The organism is Plantactinospora sp. ZYX-F-223 (genome assembly GCF_039649625.1).
Taxonomy (GTDB): Bacteria; Actinomycetota; Actinomycetes; order Mycobacteriales; family Micromonosporaceae; genus Plantactinospora.
In genome coordinates this window covers 315,490-329,663 of sequence record NZ_JBDJAV010000002.1, presented here as the reverse complement: position 1 = coordinate 329,663, position 14,174 = coordinate 315,490, and the positions used below count along the sequence as shown (strand labels likewise).

The 14,174-nt window shown below is 74.7% G+C and carries 11 protein-coding genes; 2 read left to right on the top strand and 9 right to left on the bottom strand.

What is annotated here, in order from left to right; translation table 11 throughout:
* Nucleotides 1-713: RNA-guided endonuclease TnpB family protein (locus tag AAH979_RS03765; protein ID WP_346256572.1), on the top strand; the 713-nt coding region annotated here is incomplete at its 5' end.
* 14 nt (nt 714-727) lie between these two features.
* Here the strand turns inward: AAH979_RS03765 and ispH are convergent.
* The 8 genes from ispH to AAH979_RS03725 form a co-directional block, all read right to left on the bottom strand.
* Entirely contained in the window at nt 728-2,242 is a 1,515-nt protein-coding gene (gene ispH, locus AAH979_RS03760) for a 4-hydroxy-3-methylbut-2-enyl diphosphate reductase (RefSeq protein ID WP_346256571.1), read from the bottom strand.
* Nucleotides 2,239-4,236, bottom strand: coding sequence for a squalene--hopene cyclase (gene shc, locus AAH979_RS03755; protein WP_346256570.1), 1,998 nt, complete (start codon nt 4,234-4,236; stop codon nt 2,239-2,241). Before shc ends, ispH begins: the two co-directional genes overlap by 4 nt.
* Entirely contained in the window at nt 4,236-5,267 is a 1,032-nt protein-coding gene (locus AAH979_RS03750) for a polyprenyl synthetase family protein (protein ID WP_346256569.1), read from the bottom strand. Before AAH979_RS03750 ends, shc begins: the two co-directional genes overlap by 1 nt.
* A gap of 150 nt (nt 5,268-5,417) precedes the next feature.
* A complete protein-coding gene (hpnE, locus tag AAH979_RS03745) occupies nt 5,418-6,845 on the bottom strand; it encodes a hydroxysqualene dehydroxylase HpnE (RefSeq protein WP_346256568.1) in 1,428 nt (475 codons plus the stop codon).
* Entirely contained in the window at nt 6,842-7,720 is an 879-nt protein-coding gene (gene hpnD, locus AAH979_RS03740) for a presqualene diphosphate synthase HpnD (protein ID WP_346256567.1), read from the bottom strand. The genes hpnE and hpnD overlap by 4 nt, the downstream gene beginning before the upstream one ends.
* Complete coding sequence (hpnC, locus tag AAH979_RS03735; protein WP_346256566.1) at nt 7,717-8,646, bottom strand: squalene synthase HpnC; 930 nt, start codon at nt 8,644-8,646, stop codon at nt 7,717-7,719. Before hpnC ends, hpnD begins: the two co-directional genes overlap by 4 nt.
* A gap of 229 nt (nt 8,647-8,875) precedes the next feature.
* On the bottom strand, nt 8,876-9,718 hold the full coding sequence (locus AAH979_RS03730; protein ID WP_346256565.1) for a DMT family transporter: 843 nt from the start codon (nt 9,716-9,718) through the stop codon (nt 8,876-8,878).
* 102 nt (nt 9,719-9,820) lie between these two features.
* Nucleotides 9,821-11,329 (bottom strand): glycosyltransferase, encoded by a 1,509-nt coding sequence (locus AAH979_RS03725; protein ID WP_346256564.1) that lies wholly within the window; start codon nt 11,327-11,329, stop codon nt 9,821-9,823.
* Nucleotides 11,330-11,487: 158 nt separating this feature from the next.
* On the opposite strand from AAH979_RS03725, the gene AAH979_RS03720 reads away from it, so the two are divergent.
* Nucleotides 11,488-12,786 carry a glycosyltransferase gene (locus AAH979_RS03720; RefSeq protein WP_346256563.1) on the top strand — a complete coding sequence of 433 codons (1,299 nt, stop codon included), beginning with the start codon at nt 11,488-11,490 and terminating at the stop codon, nt 12,784-12,786.
* A gap of 66 nt (nt 12,787-12,852) precedes the next feature.
* On the opposite strand, the gene AAH979_RS03715 is transcribed toward AAH979_RS03720, so the two are convergent.
* Nucleotides 12,853-14,169, bottom strand: coding sequence for an ABC transporter substrate-binding protein (locus tag AAH979_RS03715; RefSeq protein ID WP_346256562.1), 1,317 nt, complete (start codon nt 14,167-14,169; stop codon nt 12,853-12,855).
* Nucleotides 14,170-14,174 lie beyond the last annotated feature (5 nt).

The window sequence follows — 14,174 nt, the reverse complement described above, 5'->3', positions numbered from 1 at the left end:
CGATGCTCACGGCGTGGAAGAAGACCGAGGAACTGGCGTTCCTCAACGAGGTGTCGTCGGTGCCATTGCAGCAGGCCCTTCGGCATCTGCAAGGCGCGTTCGTCAACTTCTTCGCCAAGCGCGCCCGGTACCCGAGCTTCAAGTCCAAAAAGAAGTCGCGCAAGTCGGCGGAGTACACCACCAGCGCGTTCCGCTGGCGCGACGGCCGGCTGACCTTGGCGAAGATGGCCGAGCCGTTGGACATCCTGTGGTCGCGGCCGTTGCCCGAGGGTGCGTCGCCGTCCACGGTGACGGTGTCGCAGGACGCGGCGGGACGCTGGTTCGTGACCGTGCGTAACATGGTCAAAAACCGCCCTCTGGCCCGCGCCATCAGCGATGCGGCCTGGCGGCAGTTCCGCACCATGCTCGAATACAAAGCCGACTGGCACGGCCGGGACCTGGTCGTTGTCGACCGTTGGTTCCCGTCGTCCAAGCTCTGCTCGACGTGTGGTGTTCTCGCTGAGCGGATGCTGCTGGACGTGCGGACGTGGACCTGCCGATGTGGCACTATCCACGACCGTGACGTCAACGCGGCCCGCAACATTCTGGCGGAGGGGCTCTCCGTTACGGCCTGTGGAGCCGGTGTAAGACCTCAACGGGCGGATGCCCGGACGAGGCGGTCGGTGTTGAAGCAGGAAAACCCAAGGGCGACCAAGGGAATCCCCGCCCTTTAGGACGGTGGAGGATGTCAAGGCGTTCGGATCTCCTTGGGAAGGGTGAAATGCACGTCCTCGGTACGGGTGGTGTGCTCCCGTACCGCGCCGGCACCGAGCCCGGCCAGTGCCGCCACGGTCTGGTCGACCAGCCACGGCGGCGCCGACGCACCGGCGGTCACGCCGACCGTCCGTACCCCGGCGAGCCAGCGCAGGTCGACCTGGTCGACGTCGTCGATCAGGTACGCCGGGGTGCCCCCGCGCTCGGTCACCTCGACCAGGCGCCGGGAGTTCGAGGAATTGGCCGAGCCGAGCACCAGTACCACGTCGGCGACGGCGGCCACCTCGCGCAGCGCCGCCTGCCGGTTCGTGGTGGCGTAGCAGATGTCGTCGGAGGCCGGGCCGGTCAGCGCGGGGAACCGCCGCCGGAGTACGTCGAGGACCCCGGCCACCTCGTCCACGGCCAGGGTGGTCTGCACCAGGTACGACACCCGGTCCGGGTCGGCGACCTCGATCCGTTCCGCGTCGCCGACCGACTCCACCAGCGCGATCCGGCCGGGCGCCTCGCCGAGGGTGCCCTCGGTCTCCTCGTGCCCGGCGTGCCCGATCAGCAGCACCGTGTTGCCCCGCCCGACGAACCGGCGGGCCTCGCTGTGCACCTTGGTCACCAGTGGGCAGGTCGCGTCGATCACCGGCAGACCCCGTTCGGCGGCGGTCTGCCGGACGGCCGGCGCCACCCCGTGCGCGGAGAAGACCGTGGTCGCGCCGTCCGGGACCTCGGTCAACTCGTCGACGAAGACCGCGCCCCGGCGTTGCAGGTCGGCGATGACGTGCAGGTTGTGCACGATCTGCTTGCGGACGTAGACCGGCGGGCCGTGCCGGTCCAGCGCCTGCTCCACCACGCTGATCGCCCGTTCCACCCCGGCACAGAACGACCGGGGCGCGGCCAGCACCACCTGCCGGGCCGTGGTCGCCGCCGCCCACTCCGACAGGGCCGGGCCGAGCTGCGGCAGCACCCGCAGCGCCGCGAGCACCCGGCCGAGCGTCGCCGGCCGGTACAGCGGATGTGGTGGCACGTCGGCGACCACCCGGACGCAGGCGATCGGGCGGCCGGCGGCGCCGGCCAGCAGCGCCGCCGACTCGGTGTCCACGGCGATCGCGCCGGTGCCGGCGAGCCGGGTCCGGTCGGCGCCGTCAACGATCCGCCGGCTGGTCACCACCGGTCCGAGGTGGACGGTCAGGCCGCGCCGGCGCAGCGCCGCCGCGATCATCGGGGCGGCCGGGCAGGGTACCGGGGCGCCGCCGACGACGCCGGCCCGGCGTACCTCGGTGGCCACCACCACGTCCCCGGTGCGCAGCGTCGGCACCAGGCCGCCGGCGATCCCGGCCACCGCCAGCGCGGCGGCGTCGCGGTAGCCGGCGGCGACCCGGGTGGCCCGGGCCGGTCCCCGACCGGTACGCCGCAGCGGTGCGCCCGGCGGCAGGCCGCGCCGCAGCGCGAGGGCCTCCGCCCGCATCGGTGCGAACAGCACCCAGTTCCCGTTGTTCAACTGGGCTCTCCCGGATCGGTGCGCAGCCGCGCGAAGTCGTCCGGGTCGCGCAGCAACCGGCCGAGGGCGCTGACCGGGAACACCAGCCGGTACAGGTGGTAGTTGATGTAGAAGTCCCCGGGAAAACCGGTGCCGGTGAACTGCGGCTCGTCCCAGCCGCCGTCCGGCCGCTGGGTACGCACCAGCCAGTCCACCCCGCGCCGGATCGACGCCGAGTCGTCGGAGCGGGCGGCGTGCAGGGCCAGCAGCGCCCATGCGGTCTGCGAGGCGGTGGAGTCGCCCTGCCCGCGCCAGGCCGGATCGCGGTACGAGCGCATGTCCTCGCCCCAGCCGCCGTCGGCGTTCTGCCGCCGGTGCAGCCAGCAGACCGCCCGGGTGACCGCCGGATCGTCCCGGCGTACCCCGGCGGCGATCAGGGCCGGCACCACCGCCCCGGTCCCGTAGACGTGGTTGGCACCCCACCGGCCGAACCAGGATCCGTCCGCCTCCTGCTGGCGCAGCAGCCAGGACACGCCCCGGCGGACCGGGATCGAGCCGGCCAGCCCCTCCGCGCAGAGCGCCTCCACCACGTGCGCGGTGACGTCCGCGCTCGGCGGGTCGACCACCTCACCGAAATCGCAGAACGGCAGGTCACGGGCGATCACTCGGGTGTTGTCCGCGTCGAACGCGGCCCAGCCGCCGTCGGCGGACTGCATCCCGCACAGCCACCGGACCCCACGCTCCATCGCCGGCCGCAGCTCCGGCGGCGGACCGGTACGCCGCAGCGCGAGCAGCACCTCGGCGGTGTCGTCGGTGTCCGGATAGCCGTCGTTGTCGAACTCGAACGCCCAGCCGCCGGGGGCGACCCGGGGGCGGCGTACCGACCAGTCGCCGGGGACCCGGATCTCCTCGGCCAGCAGCCAGTCGGCGGCGGTGGTCAGCGCCGGATGGTCGGCCGACACCCCGGCGTCGGCGAGCGCGACCATCGCCAGCGCGGTGTCCCAGACCGGGGACTGGCACGCCTCCAGCCGGCGTACCGGGCCGTCCGGGGTCTCCTCCCGGACGGTGAACCGCTCCAGCCCGGCCAGCCCGCTGCGCAGCACCGGATGGGAGAGCGGGTAGCCGAGCAGGTGCAGCGCGATCAGCGAGTAGACCCACGGTGGCTGGATGCCGCCCCACGAGCCGTCGGCTTCCTGCCGGGCGACGATCCACTCCGCCGCCCGGCGCAGCGCGTTGCGGCGTACCGGGCCGACCGGGTGGCGCTCGTAGCCGCGCAGCGCCGCATCGAGCCGGCGCATCCAGCGGCCCTTGCCCCCCGGCGCCGCCGACTCCGCCGGCAGACCGGTACGCAGCTCGCCGAGCGAGAACCCGAGCGGGCGTACCGGGCGCATCGAGCGGACGATCGACAGCGGCACGATGGTCTGCCGGGCCCAGCAGGCGAAGTCGTAGACGTTGAGCGGAAACCACGACGGCAGCAGCACCACCTCGGGCGGGATCGCCGGCAGCCGGTGCCACGGCCACTCGCCGAACAGCGCCAGCCAGAGCCGGGTGAAGACCCGGCTGCGCTCGATGCCACCGCGCGCGAGGACGAACTCCCTCGCCCGGCACATGTGCTCCGCCTCCGGCGGGTCGCCGGCCAGCCGCAGCGCCGCGTACGCCTCGATGGTGGTGGAGAGGTCGCCCGGCCCGCCGTAGAAGGTCGCCCAGGCGCCGTCCGCGCCCTGCTTCGACCGGATCCACCGGGCCGTCGGCGCGGTCTCCACCTCGGTACGAATGCCCAGGAACTCCCGCAGCAGCAGGTCCTCGGCCTCCATCGTCACGTTGGTCTCCAGCTCGCCCTGCCACCAGCCGCCCGGCTGCTGCCGGGACAGCAGCAGATCCCGGGCCCGGTCCAGGGCCGCCTCGGCGCTGTGCCGCGACCCGTCGCCGCCGGTCTCGGCGGTGCCCCGTCGCTCGGTGAGCGTGGGCCCGACCCCGGTCGGGCTGCCGTCGCTGGTGGAGAGCGTCGAGCCCATCAGTGGTCCCGTCCCGTCATGAAGTGCGCGATCGCCACCAGGTCGGCGTGCACGCCGGAGCGTTCCGCGGCCGAGCCGGGCTCGCCCAACTGGTCCAGCTCGGCCAGCGCCTCGGTGAGCAGCCGGTCGGCCTGCTTCTCGGTCCAGTCCCGGGCGCCGGTCTCCTCGATCAGGGCGGCGGCCAGACCCAGGTCCGGGTCGGAGAGGTCGCCCGGCCGGGCGTACAGCTCGGCGAGTTGGTCGCCGGCCGGACCGCCCGAGGTGAGGGCCCGGACCACCGGGACCGACTTCTTCCGGGCCCGCAGGTCCGACAGCACCGGCTTACCGGTGACCGCCGGTTCGCCCCAGATGCCGAGCAGGTCGTCCACGAGCTGGAAGGCCAGGCCGAGGCGTTCCCCGTACCGGGACAGGCCGTCCACCAGCGCCGGCGGGGCGCCGCAGAGCACCGCGCCGAGCGTCGCGGAGCAGGAGAGCAGCGCCGCCGTCTTGTCCCGGGCCATCGCGAGGCACTCCTCGAGGGTGACGTCGGCCCGGGACTCGAACGCCACGTCCGCCGCCTGCCCGGCGATCAGCCGGCGGATCGCCGTGTGCATGGTGGCCAGTCCCGCGCGTACGTCCAGGGCGGAGTCGTCCGCCAGCACCTCGTCGGCGAGGCCGAGCAGGGCGTCCCCGGCCAGGATCGCCGGCCCGACACCGAACGCCGCCCAGGCCGTCGGCCGGTGCCGCCGCTCCAGGTCACCATCGATGACGTCGTCGTGCAGCAGCGAGAAGTTGTGCACCAGCTCCACCGCGACCGCCGCCGGCAGGCCCCGGCGTACCGGCTGGCCGGCAGCCTGGGCCGAGAGCAGCGCCAGGGCCGGGCGCAGCCCCTTGCCGCCCCGGCCGGCGGGCTCGCCGGAGGTGTCCCAGTAGCCGAGCTGGTAGCCGGCGACCAGCCGGGTGCGCTCGTCGATCCGTTCCAGCGTCGCCCGGATCTCGGGCTGGACGAGTTCGTCCACCTGGGCGAGGACGCTGGGCAGCATCACGGTCATGTCGTCTCCTCGCTGCGCTCGTCGTCGCCATGACCTCGACAACTGAGCTGCCTGATGCCCGAGCTCCGCTCGGTCATACCGTCTCCTCGCTGCGCCCGTCGTCGCCATGACCTCGACAACTGAGCTGCCTGATGCCCGAGCTCCGCTCGGTCATACCGTCTCCTCGCTACGCTCGTCATCGCCATGACCTCGACAACCGAGCCTCTCGATGACCTCGCCGCGCCCGGTCATGCCGGCGCCTGGCGTCTCGGTCGGTGTCGACCCGAGGTGGGCGAGGACCACGTCGGCGGCGCGGTGGCCGCTGCGTACCGCGCCCTCCATCGTGTCCGGCCACCCGGTGTCGGTCCAGGCGCCGGCCAGGGCCAGCCCGGGCGCCCGGGTCTGGGCCGGTGGCCGGGCGCTGCGGGAACCCGGCTCCTGCCGGAACGTCGCCCGGGGTTCCCGGGTCACGAACGCGTCCCGGACCCGGGCCTGCCGGGCCGCCGGGAAGAGTTCCGCGAGCGCATTCAGATAGGTCCGGACCAGCTCGCTCGCCCGGACGGTCAGCACCTGCTCGGCGGCGGAGATGGAGACCACCAGATACTGGCCGGACCCACCGGGCGGGGTCCGGTCGAAGACCCACTGCACCGGGGTGTCCAGCCCGGCGGCGAACTCCAGGTCGGTGACCCGCTGCTGGTAGTGCACGTGCACGTTGACGATGGGCGCGGCACCCAGTCGGGCCCAGCGCGCCCGGTCCGGAGCGGCCTCGTCCGGCACCAGCCGGGCGGCCTGCGGATGCGGCACCGCCAACACCACCGCGTCGGCGGTCAGCTCGATGCCGTCGCCGGAGACCTGGAACCGCCCCTGGTCGGTACGGATCCGCTGGACCCGTACGCCGGTGCGGACCGTCGCGCCGCGCTGCCGGAGCAGTGCGGTGGCCGGGCCGCCGTGCAGCTCGGACAGTGGCGCGGTCGGCCGGCCGATGTCGGCGGCGTCGGCCCGGTCGAGCAGCCCGGTCCGGAAGACCCGGGCGGCCAGCGCCAGCGAGGCCCGGTCCGGCGGGGCGTTCAGGGCCGCGGTGCAGATCAGCTCCCAGAGCCGGGCCACGGTCGGCGCATCCTGCCCGTGCGCGGCCAACCAGGCGCCGAAGCTGACCCGGTCGGCGGCCGGGTCGTCCGGCTCGACCCGGCGCAGCGCGGCTGCGGCCCGGACCGCCGCCAGCCGCTGCCCGACCCGCAGCGGGCGGTAGCCGAGTAGGGCCGGCAGCAGGTGGGCCGGGGCCGGCAGCCGGCGGTTGCTGGCCAGTACGTGCGGCCGCCCGCCGACCCGCAGGATCGGCACCGCGAACCCGTCCTGCACGGCGGCCCGGTCGGCGCTGCCGAGCCGGACGAGCAGGTCACGGTACTGCTGGTAGCAGCGGAGGAAGACGTGTTGTCCGGTGTCCACGGTCAGTTCGCCGCGCCGGAACGAGTAGGTCGCGCCGCCGAGCGCGGGACGGGCCTCCACCAGGGTCACCCGGTGCCCGGCGTCGAGCAGCCGCACCGCCGAGGCGATGCCGGCCAGTCCACCGCCCACCACGCAGACTCCTCCGTCGGTCACGGTGCGCTCCGGGTCATCGCCCGCGCCGCAACGTACGCCTTCTCCCAGCCGGGCAGCGAGACCCGCTGCCGGGTCACCGCCAACGGGTCGGCGACCATCCGGGCCAGCAGCCGGTGGTAGATCCCGGCCATCGCCGCCACGCAGGCGGCACTGCGCCGGTCCAGCAGCGGCAGCAGCCGCAGCCCGGTCTGGTAATAGCGCTCGGCCCGGTGCGCCTGCCAGCGGAGCAGTGCGGCGAGCCGGTCCGGCGGGTCGGTCAACGCGCCGTCCGGGCCGAGTTCCAGGGTGCAGCCGAACCGCTCCAGGTCGCGGCGGGGCAGGTAGATCCGGCCGGCGGCCCGGTCCTCCACGATGTCCCGGAGGATGTTGGTCAGTTGCAGCGCGATGCCCAGGGTGTCGGCGAGTTCGGCGGCGGCCGCCCGGTCCGCCGAGGGCCGGAGGGCGAAGACACCGAGCGAGAGCCGGCCGATCGACCCGGCGACGCAGCGGCAGTAGCCGACCAGTTCCTCGAACGTGGAGTAGCGGGCGCCCCGGACGTCCGCCACGCAGCCGTCGATGAGTTCGTCGAAGGCGGTCACCGGAATCGGCAGCCGGGCCGCGGCGTCGGCCAGGGCGATCAGTACCGGGTCCCCGCCGGCCTCCGGCAGCCGGTGCAGCGCCGCCCGGACCTGGTCGAGCCGGGCCAGCTTGGTGGCGGCGGGCAGGTCGCCGTCGCCGATGTCGTCGATGCGCCGGGCGACGGCGTACACGGCGCAGAGCGCGGCGCGCCGGTCGGGGCGGAGCAGCCGGATCCCGTACGAGAAGTTGCGCGCCTGGCTGCGGGTCACCCGGGCGCACTCGCGGTAGGCGCGCTCCAGCCCGGCGTCGGCGGTCATCCGCGCACCCCGCTCGGGCGCAGGGCGGCCCGAGGCGGCCAGTACGACCTGATCCAGGCGGCGGCGATCCCGGCCCGGCTCGGTTTGGGCGGCCCGGGCAGCGGGTCGTGGTCGGCCCGGGCCAGTGCGGCGAGCGCGGCCCGCCCACCGGCGACGTACCCGCCGACGGCCAGCCGGGCCCAGCCGTGCAGATCGCCGACGAGCGGCGCACCGGCGTCGAGCAGGTCGGCGGCGCGCTGCGCCTGGCGCCGGACGACGGTACGGAGCCGGTCGCCGGCCCGGGGCGCGTCGAGGTCCTGCTCGGACACCCCGGCCGCGACCAACTCCTCGGTCGGCAGGTAGATCCGGCCCCGGCGCCGGTCCTCGGCGACGTCCTGGAGATGCTCGACCACCTGCAACGCGGTGCAGATCCGGTCGGAGAGCCGGATCCGGGTCGGCGAGGCGGCGTCGAAGACGTGCAGCACCAGCTCGCCGACCGGGTCGGCGGAGAGGTGGCAGTAGTCGACCAGGGCGCCGAAGGTCGGGTAGCGGCTCACCACCTGGTCGCGCCGGTTCGCCTCGATCAACCGGAGCAGCGGGTCGACCGGCAGCCGGCAGTCGACCACGGTGGGCGCCAGCCGGACCAGTACCGGGTGCCGGGGCAGGCGGCCGTGGTAGAGGGCGCGTACCTCGCGGTCGAACCGGTCCAGCCTGGCGAGCCGGGTGGCCGGCGTCTCGTCCCGGCCTGCCTCGTCCGGCTCGTCGCCGAGGTCGTCGACGTAGCGGGCGTACCAGTAGAGGGCGAGCAGGTGCCGGCGGATCCGTGCCGGCAGGACGCGCAGCGCGACCGGGAAGTTCTCCCCGGCCAGTACGGTGTCCGGCTGCCGGCGCCCACCCGGCCGATCCGCGGACGGATGATCGGGAGCGTCGTCGGTCAGATGAAGCACGCTGCCGCCTCTCGCGAGGTCCAGCCGGCTCAGCGGGGCCGCGCCAGACCGCCGCGCCGGATTGGTCGTAACCCACCACTCGCGCTAAGTAATCTTCACCGAGAGTACCCAAATTCCCACGCTCGGCGGTGCGGCCTGGCGAATTCCTCTCGGCGTGTTCGCCCGCCCGCCGCGGCGTACCCCCAGCCGGGCGGGTCGGCTGGCGGATCGACGGTCGCGGGTCGGCGTGTCAGCTTGACTGGGTACGCCGGGCCAGCCAGATGCCGATGCTCATCGCCCCGACCGCGACCAGGCCGAAGAAGAGCCGGGGCCCCTCCAGCGACAGTTTCTCCTCGAAGGCGAAGACCCCGATCAGCACGCTGGTGAAGGGGTCGAGCAGGGCGATCGCGGTCAGCGGGGCGGCGATCGGGCCGCCCTGGAAGGCGTTCTGGTTCAGCGTCAGCGCGGTACCGCCGACCAGGATGAGGACGTAGAGGTGCCAGTCCGTGAGGACCTCGCCCGGATGGTCCGGCAGCTTCTCGATCACGCTCTTCACCAGGGCGGCGGCCATCGCGTACAGCAGTCCGGTGGCGATGCCCAGCATCAGGCCCCGGGTCGCGTCCTGGGTCCGCCAGGCCACCAGCAGACAGATGGTGACCAGCGCGCCGATCGCGGCACCCACCCCGATCCAGGCCCACGCCTTCGGCTCCTCCACCCCACCGCGCGGGTTCGCGGCGAGCAGGAACCCGGTCAGCCCGATCACCCCGATCACCACCACCAGCATGTCCCGGCGGTGCGGCCGGCGCCGCTCGAGGGCCGCCTCCAGCGGAATCGCCATGAAGAGCCCGCTGACCAGCAGCGGTTCGACCAGGGCGAGCGCGCCGAAGCGCAGCGCCAGCGCCTGCAGGAAGGTGCCGAGGGCGTCCGGCAGCCAGCCGAGCAGCCACAACCGCCGGTGCAGCAGCCGTAACAGCAGCCGCGGATCGATGGTCCGGGTCGGCCGTTCCCGTTTGGCGGCGCGCTGCTCCAGTACCGAGCTCACCGCGAAGCAAGCGGCCGAGGCGAGTCCGAGCAGGATGGCGATGCCGTTCACGGGGTCGCACCTCCGGATCGGGCCGACCGGACCGCCCCGGCACCGGGCCGGCCGGCCGGCGCCCCCGGGACAGGCCGGGCGGCACGGTCTGTGGCCCCCACCTCAGCCTTGCCGGTCCGGGTGCCCACCGTCGGTCCGGGGCTGGTCCACGCCAATCCGCAATCTCGCCACGCCGGCCCGCAGCCCCACCCAGCGGGTCAGCGTCCGGCGGGACGGCACCCCGGCCACGCCGGCCGGGACCTCGGCCGGCAGCTCCGGGTCGGCCGGCGTCACACCGTCAACCAGGGCGGGGGCGTCGTCAACCAGGGCGGGGGCGTCGAGCGGCGTCGCACCGCCGACCAGCCCGGCAGCGCCGAGCGGCTGGTCGACCAGCGACGACGGGGTGGTGGCCGGGCCGGCGGCGTCGAACGGGGACACCACCTCCCGTCCGGGCCCCTCCGTCGGTCCGGCCATGGCACCGCCCCGGGCGACGTCGGCGACCACCGTCGCGGGATCGGTCTCGAAGAGGGCCAGCCCGGCGGCCCGCTGCCGCTCGCCGGCCGCACCGTCGGCGAGCCGGACCAGGGTGGGGCCCAGGTCGGCGGCGCGGCGTACCCAGGTCGCCACCCCGGCCCGGGCCATGGTGGCCGCGTTCGCCCGGCCGTGCCCGGGGATCGGCCGGTAGGTCGCGACCGGCAGGCCGCAGGCCATCGCCTCCAGCGCGGTGAGACCGCCGGCGTTCTCGACCAGGACGTCGGCGGCGCGCAGCAACTCCGGCATGTCGTCGACCCAGCCGAAGACATATCCGGTGCGGCGCCGCTCCAGCCGGCGGAACAGCGCCTCGTTGCGGCCGCAGACCACCACCGGGACCGCCGCCCCGGTACGCGCGATCTCGGCCGCCGTCCGGGCCACCGCGCCGACCCCCCAGGAGCCGGCGACCAGCAGCGCCAGCCGGGCGTCGGCGGGCAGGCCGAGGCGCTCGCGGGCGCGGCGCTTCTCCGCCGCCGCCCCCGGGCGGAAGCCGGCCGAGACCAGCCGGCCGGCCACCCGGACCTCGCCGGCGCCGAGCGCCCGGGCCTCGGCCCGGGTGGTGCGGTGCGCGGCGCAGTGCACGTCGATGCCGGGCGACACCCAGATCGGGTTCACCGCGAAGTCGGTCAGATAGGTGATCACCGGTACGGCGAGCCGCCCCTCCCGGCGCAGCGGCCCGACGATCTGGCTGACCACCGGGTACGTCGACACCACCGCCCGGGTGTCCGGAGGCAGCATCCGGAGCACCCGTGGCCACACCGGTCGGAGCAGTGCCCGGGTGATCGGCGCGGCCCGGCTGAAATTGCCGCCGATCGCGAAGAGCAGCCCGTAGATCCACGGCAGCCGGCTCAGCATTCCGTGGTAGGTGCCGCGAAGCAGCCGGCCCAGTCCCCACGGGAAGATGTCGGCCAGGTCCACGCAGTCCGCCAGCAGGCCGCGTTCGCGCAGCCGGCTGGCCAGTTCGCGGCTCGCGCCGTCGTGCCCGGCGCCCGCGCTGGCGTAGATGATCATTACGCGGGGACGCCGCTCACCGATGCCGCCGGCAAGCGGCTCGGACGCCTCCTTGCGGTTCGTCTCGTACCGCCCGGATCTGAACGTCATCCGGCCATCTACCCGCAGGAGGTGCGGAGAATCCTCGGAAGGCCACACCGGCTTCCGCAGGGCAGGAGCGGGCCCCTTTCCGGCGGCGCTTCTCCGCGAAGGCCCCGACCCGGATGCCAGACGGACGTACACTCCAGTTACCCCGCGACAGCCGGCCCATGCGCGAGAACGCGCCGCTGGCCGGAGCCCCGGCCCACCGGGAGGTCGCCATGCGGGTGCTGATCGTCACCGCCGGCTCCCTCGGCGATGTCGCGCCATACACCGGCCTCGGTGCCCGGTTACGGGCCGCCGGCCACCGGGTGGCGGTCGCTGCCCCGGCCCCGTACGCCGACCTGGTCACCGGGGCCGGCCTCGACTTCCGGCCGATCGCCGGCGACCTCTCCGCGATCCGGGCCGCCACCGCTGGCGAACACCGGTCCTGGACCGTGCCGGGCGCCCCCGGGCTGGTCGACTTCGTCCGGCTCGGCGGCCGGTTCGTCGGCGACCTCGGCACCGGCATCGCGAACGCGGCCGGGGCGGACACCGACGTACTGCTGCTGTCCAGCACGACCGCGCCGCTGGGCTACTCGGTGGCGCAGTACCACGGCATCCCGAGCCTCGGCGTCTTCCTCCAGCCGACCGCTCCCACCAGCGCGTTTCCACCGATCGTGCTGGGCCTGCGGTCCCTGGGCGGCTGGGGCAACCGGCTCGCCGGCCGGCTCGGCCGGCGACTCGCCCACCGGGTGTACGCCGACGCCTCCCGCCGGCTGCGCGCGCAACTCGGCCTGCCACCGGTCGGACTCGCCCGGCTGGAGCACCACGCCGCCGCAGACGGCTGGGCGGTGCTGCACGGGTTCAGCCCGGCCGTGCTGCCCCGGCCACGGGACTGGCCGGCCGGGCTGGACGTGGTCGGCTACTGGTGGCCGCTGGCCCACCCCGGCTGGTGCCCACCGGCCGAACTGGTCGACTTCCTCGCCGCCGGCCCGCCCCCGGTCTACGTCGGCTTCGGCAGCCTGGCCGACAGCCGGGACGGACTGCACGCCCTGGTCGCCGGTGCGCTGCGCCGGGCCGGGGTACGCGGCGTTCTCCAAGGGCTGGGCGGCGCCGCGCCGGGACCCGACGGGGACCTGCTCGCCGTCGGGGACGTACCGCACGAGTGGCTCTTTCCCCGGATGGCCGCGCTGGTCCACCACGCCGGTTCCGGTACCACCGGTGCCGGACTCCGCGCCGGGGTGCCGGCGGTGCCGGTACCGATCCTCGCCGACCAGCCGTTCTGGGCCGCCCGGCTGACCGCCCTCGGGGTCGGCCCGGCGGTGCTGCCGTACGGCCGGCTCGACGAGACCGGACTGGCCGCCGCGATCCGGGCGGCGGTGACCGAGCCGGGGCTGCGGCGCCGGGCCCGGGCCCTCGGCGACCGGCTGGCGGCCGAGGACGGTGCCGGCGCGGTGGTGGCCGCGGTCGACCGGCTGGCCCGTTGACCGGTCGACCGCGGCCCGCTCAACCCCGGCCCACCCGGATCCCCCGGGTGGCCGGTCCCGCGCTGGTCAGAGCTTCTCGTAGCAGGGCCGGTCCAGGGTGTACGCCTGCGCGGTCGGGCCCGCGGTCAGCGGCCGGACCTGCGTCACCCCGGTCGGGGCGGCCCGGTCCGGCCGGTACACCGCGGAGACCCGGACCGCCCCGTCGTTCGGCCCGGCGGCGTAGTTGCCGGCGCCGGCCGGCAACATGCCCTCGTAGTCGACCGAGGTCAGCGACTTGACCGCGGCCAGCAGCCCGGCCCGGGTCAGGTCGCCGTCGGCCACCGCCTTGGTCAGCGCGGCCTTCATCGGATACGACCACACCCAGCCGGCGGTGTACCCGTCGTTCGGGGTGACCTGGCCCAGCGCCTGGCGCAGCGCCTGGTGCCCCGGTGTGTCGGTGCCCCACGCGTCCCACGGCGCGGTCTGCTCGTACCGGGCCAGCAGGGCGGGGGCGGCGGCACTCTGCAACAGCGCCGGATTCCAGGTCGGGCTGGTACCGATGAACCGGCCGGTGAAGCCCCGGGCCGCCGCCTGGCCCACGATCGCCGCCGCGTCGGCCGGTCCCATGGTCAGGATCACCAGGTCGGGCCGGCCGGAGAGGATCGCCTGGATCGCACCGGCCTGCTTGTCCGCGCCGGAGTCGGTCTTCACCGCGGTGAAGCCCAGCCCGAGGCTCTGCGCGGCGAGCTTGGCGCCGGCCGCCGCATCGTCGCCGTAGTCCCCGGCCAGGTGTACGGCCAGCACCGACTTCACCCCGTGCGCCTCGCGGGCGTAGTCGAGCGCGTTCATCGACTCCAGGCAGTAGTTGGCGCCGGACTCGACGATCACGTCCTCGAAGGCGTACGCCGAGGTCCAGGCGGCCGGCGCCGCGACCACGCTGCTGGCCAACATGTCGGCCAGGATGGCGGCGGTGGTCGGCGAGCCGAGGGTCTGGGCCAGGGCCAGCACGTTCGGCTTCATCTCCTGGTACACCTGGTTGTGCGTCTGTGGGTTGTATTTGTTGTCCCGGATCCAGCGGGTCACGTCGACCTCGTAGTCGCCGATCCCGCCGGCGGTGTTGACCCGCTTCCAGAACGCCTTCTGCGCGTCGGTGATCGGCACCGCCAGCGCCCGGAACGGCCCTTCGGTCAGGTCGGAGATGATGCCGAGATAGATGCAGCCCTTGTTCCGGTCCACCGCCTCCGGACACGGCTCGGCGGTGACCCCGACGTCGGTCTTCACCCCGGACGCGTCGGTCTCGGTGTCCCCGCCGCGACATGCGGCGAGTGCGGTGCAGAGCAGCAGGGCGACGGTCGCGGCGGCGACGCGGCGCGGTGCGGAACCGGACGGTCTGTTCCTTCCCATATGGC

Bases quoted from the DNA above. Each gene is read 5' to 3' on its own strand.
- hpnD (WP_346256567.1), bottom strand. From the start codon at position 7,720: ATGACCGCCGACGCCGGGCTGGAGCGCGCCTACCGCGAGTGCGCCCGG.
- shc (WP_346256570.1), bottom strand. From the start codon at position 4,236: ATGGGCTCGACGCTCTCCACCAGCGACGGCAGCCCGACCGGGGTCGGG.
- AAH979_RS03725 (WP_346256564.1), bottom strand. From the start codon at position 11,329: ATGACGTTCAGATCCGGGCGGTACGAGACGAACCGCAAGGAGGCGTCC.
- AAH979_RS03750 (WP_346256569.1), bottom strand. From the start codon at position 5,267: ATGACCGTGATGCTGCCCAGCGTCCTCGCCCAGGTGGACGAACTCGTC.
- AAH979_RS03715 (WP_346256562.1), bottom strand. From the start codon at position 14,169: ATGGGAAGGAACAGACCGTCCGGTTCCGCACCGCGCCGCGTCGCCGCC.
- AAH979_RS03720 (WP_346256563.1), top strand. From the start codon at position 11,488: ATGCGCGAGAACGCGCCGCTGGCCGGAGCCCCGGCCCACCGGGAGGTC.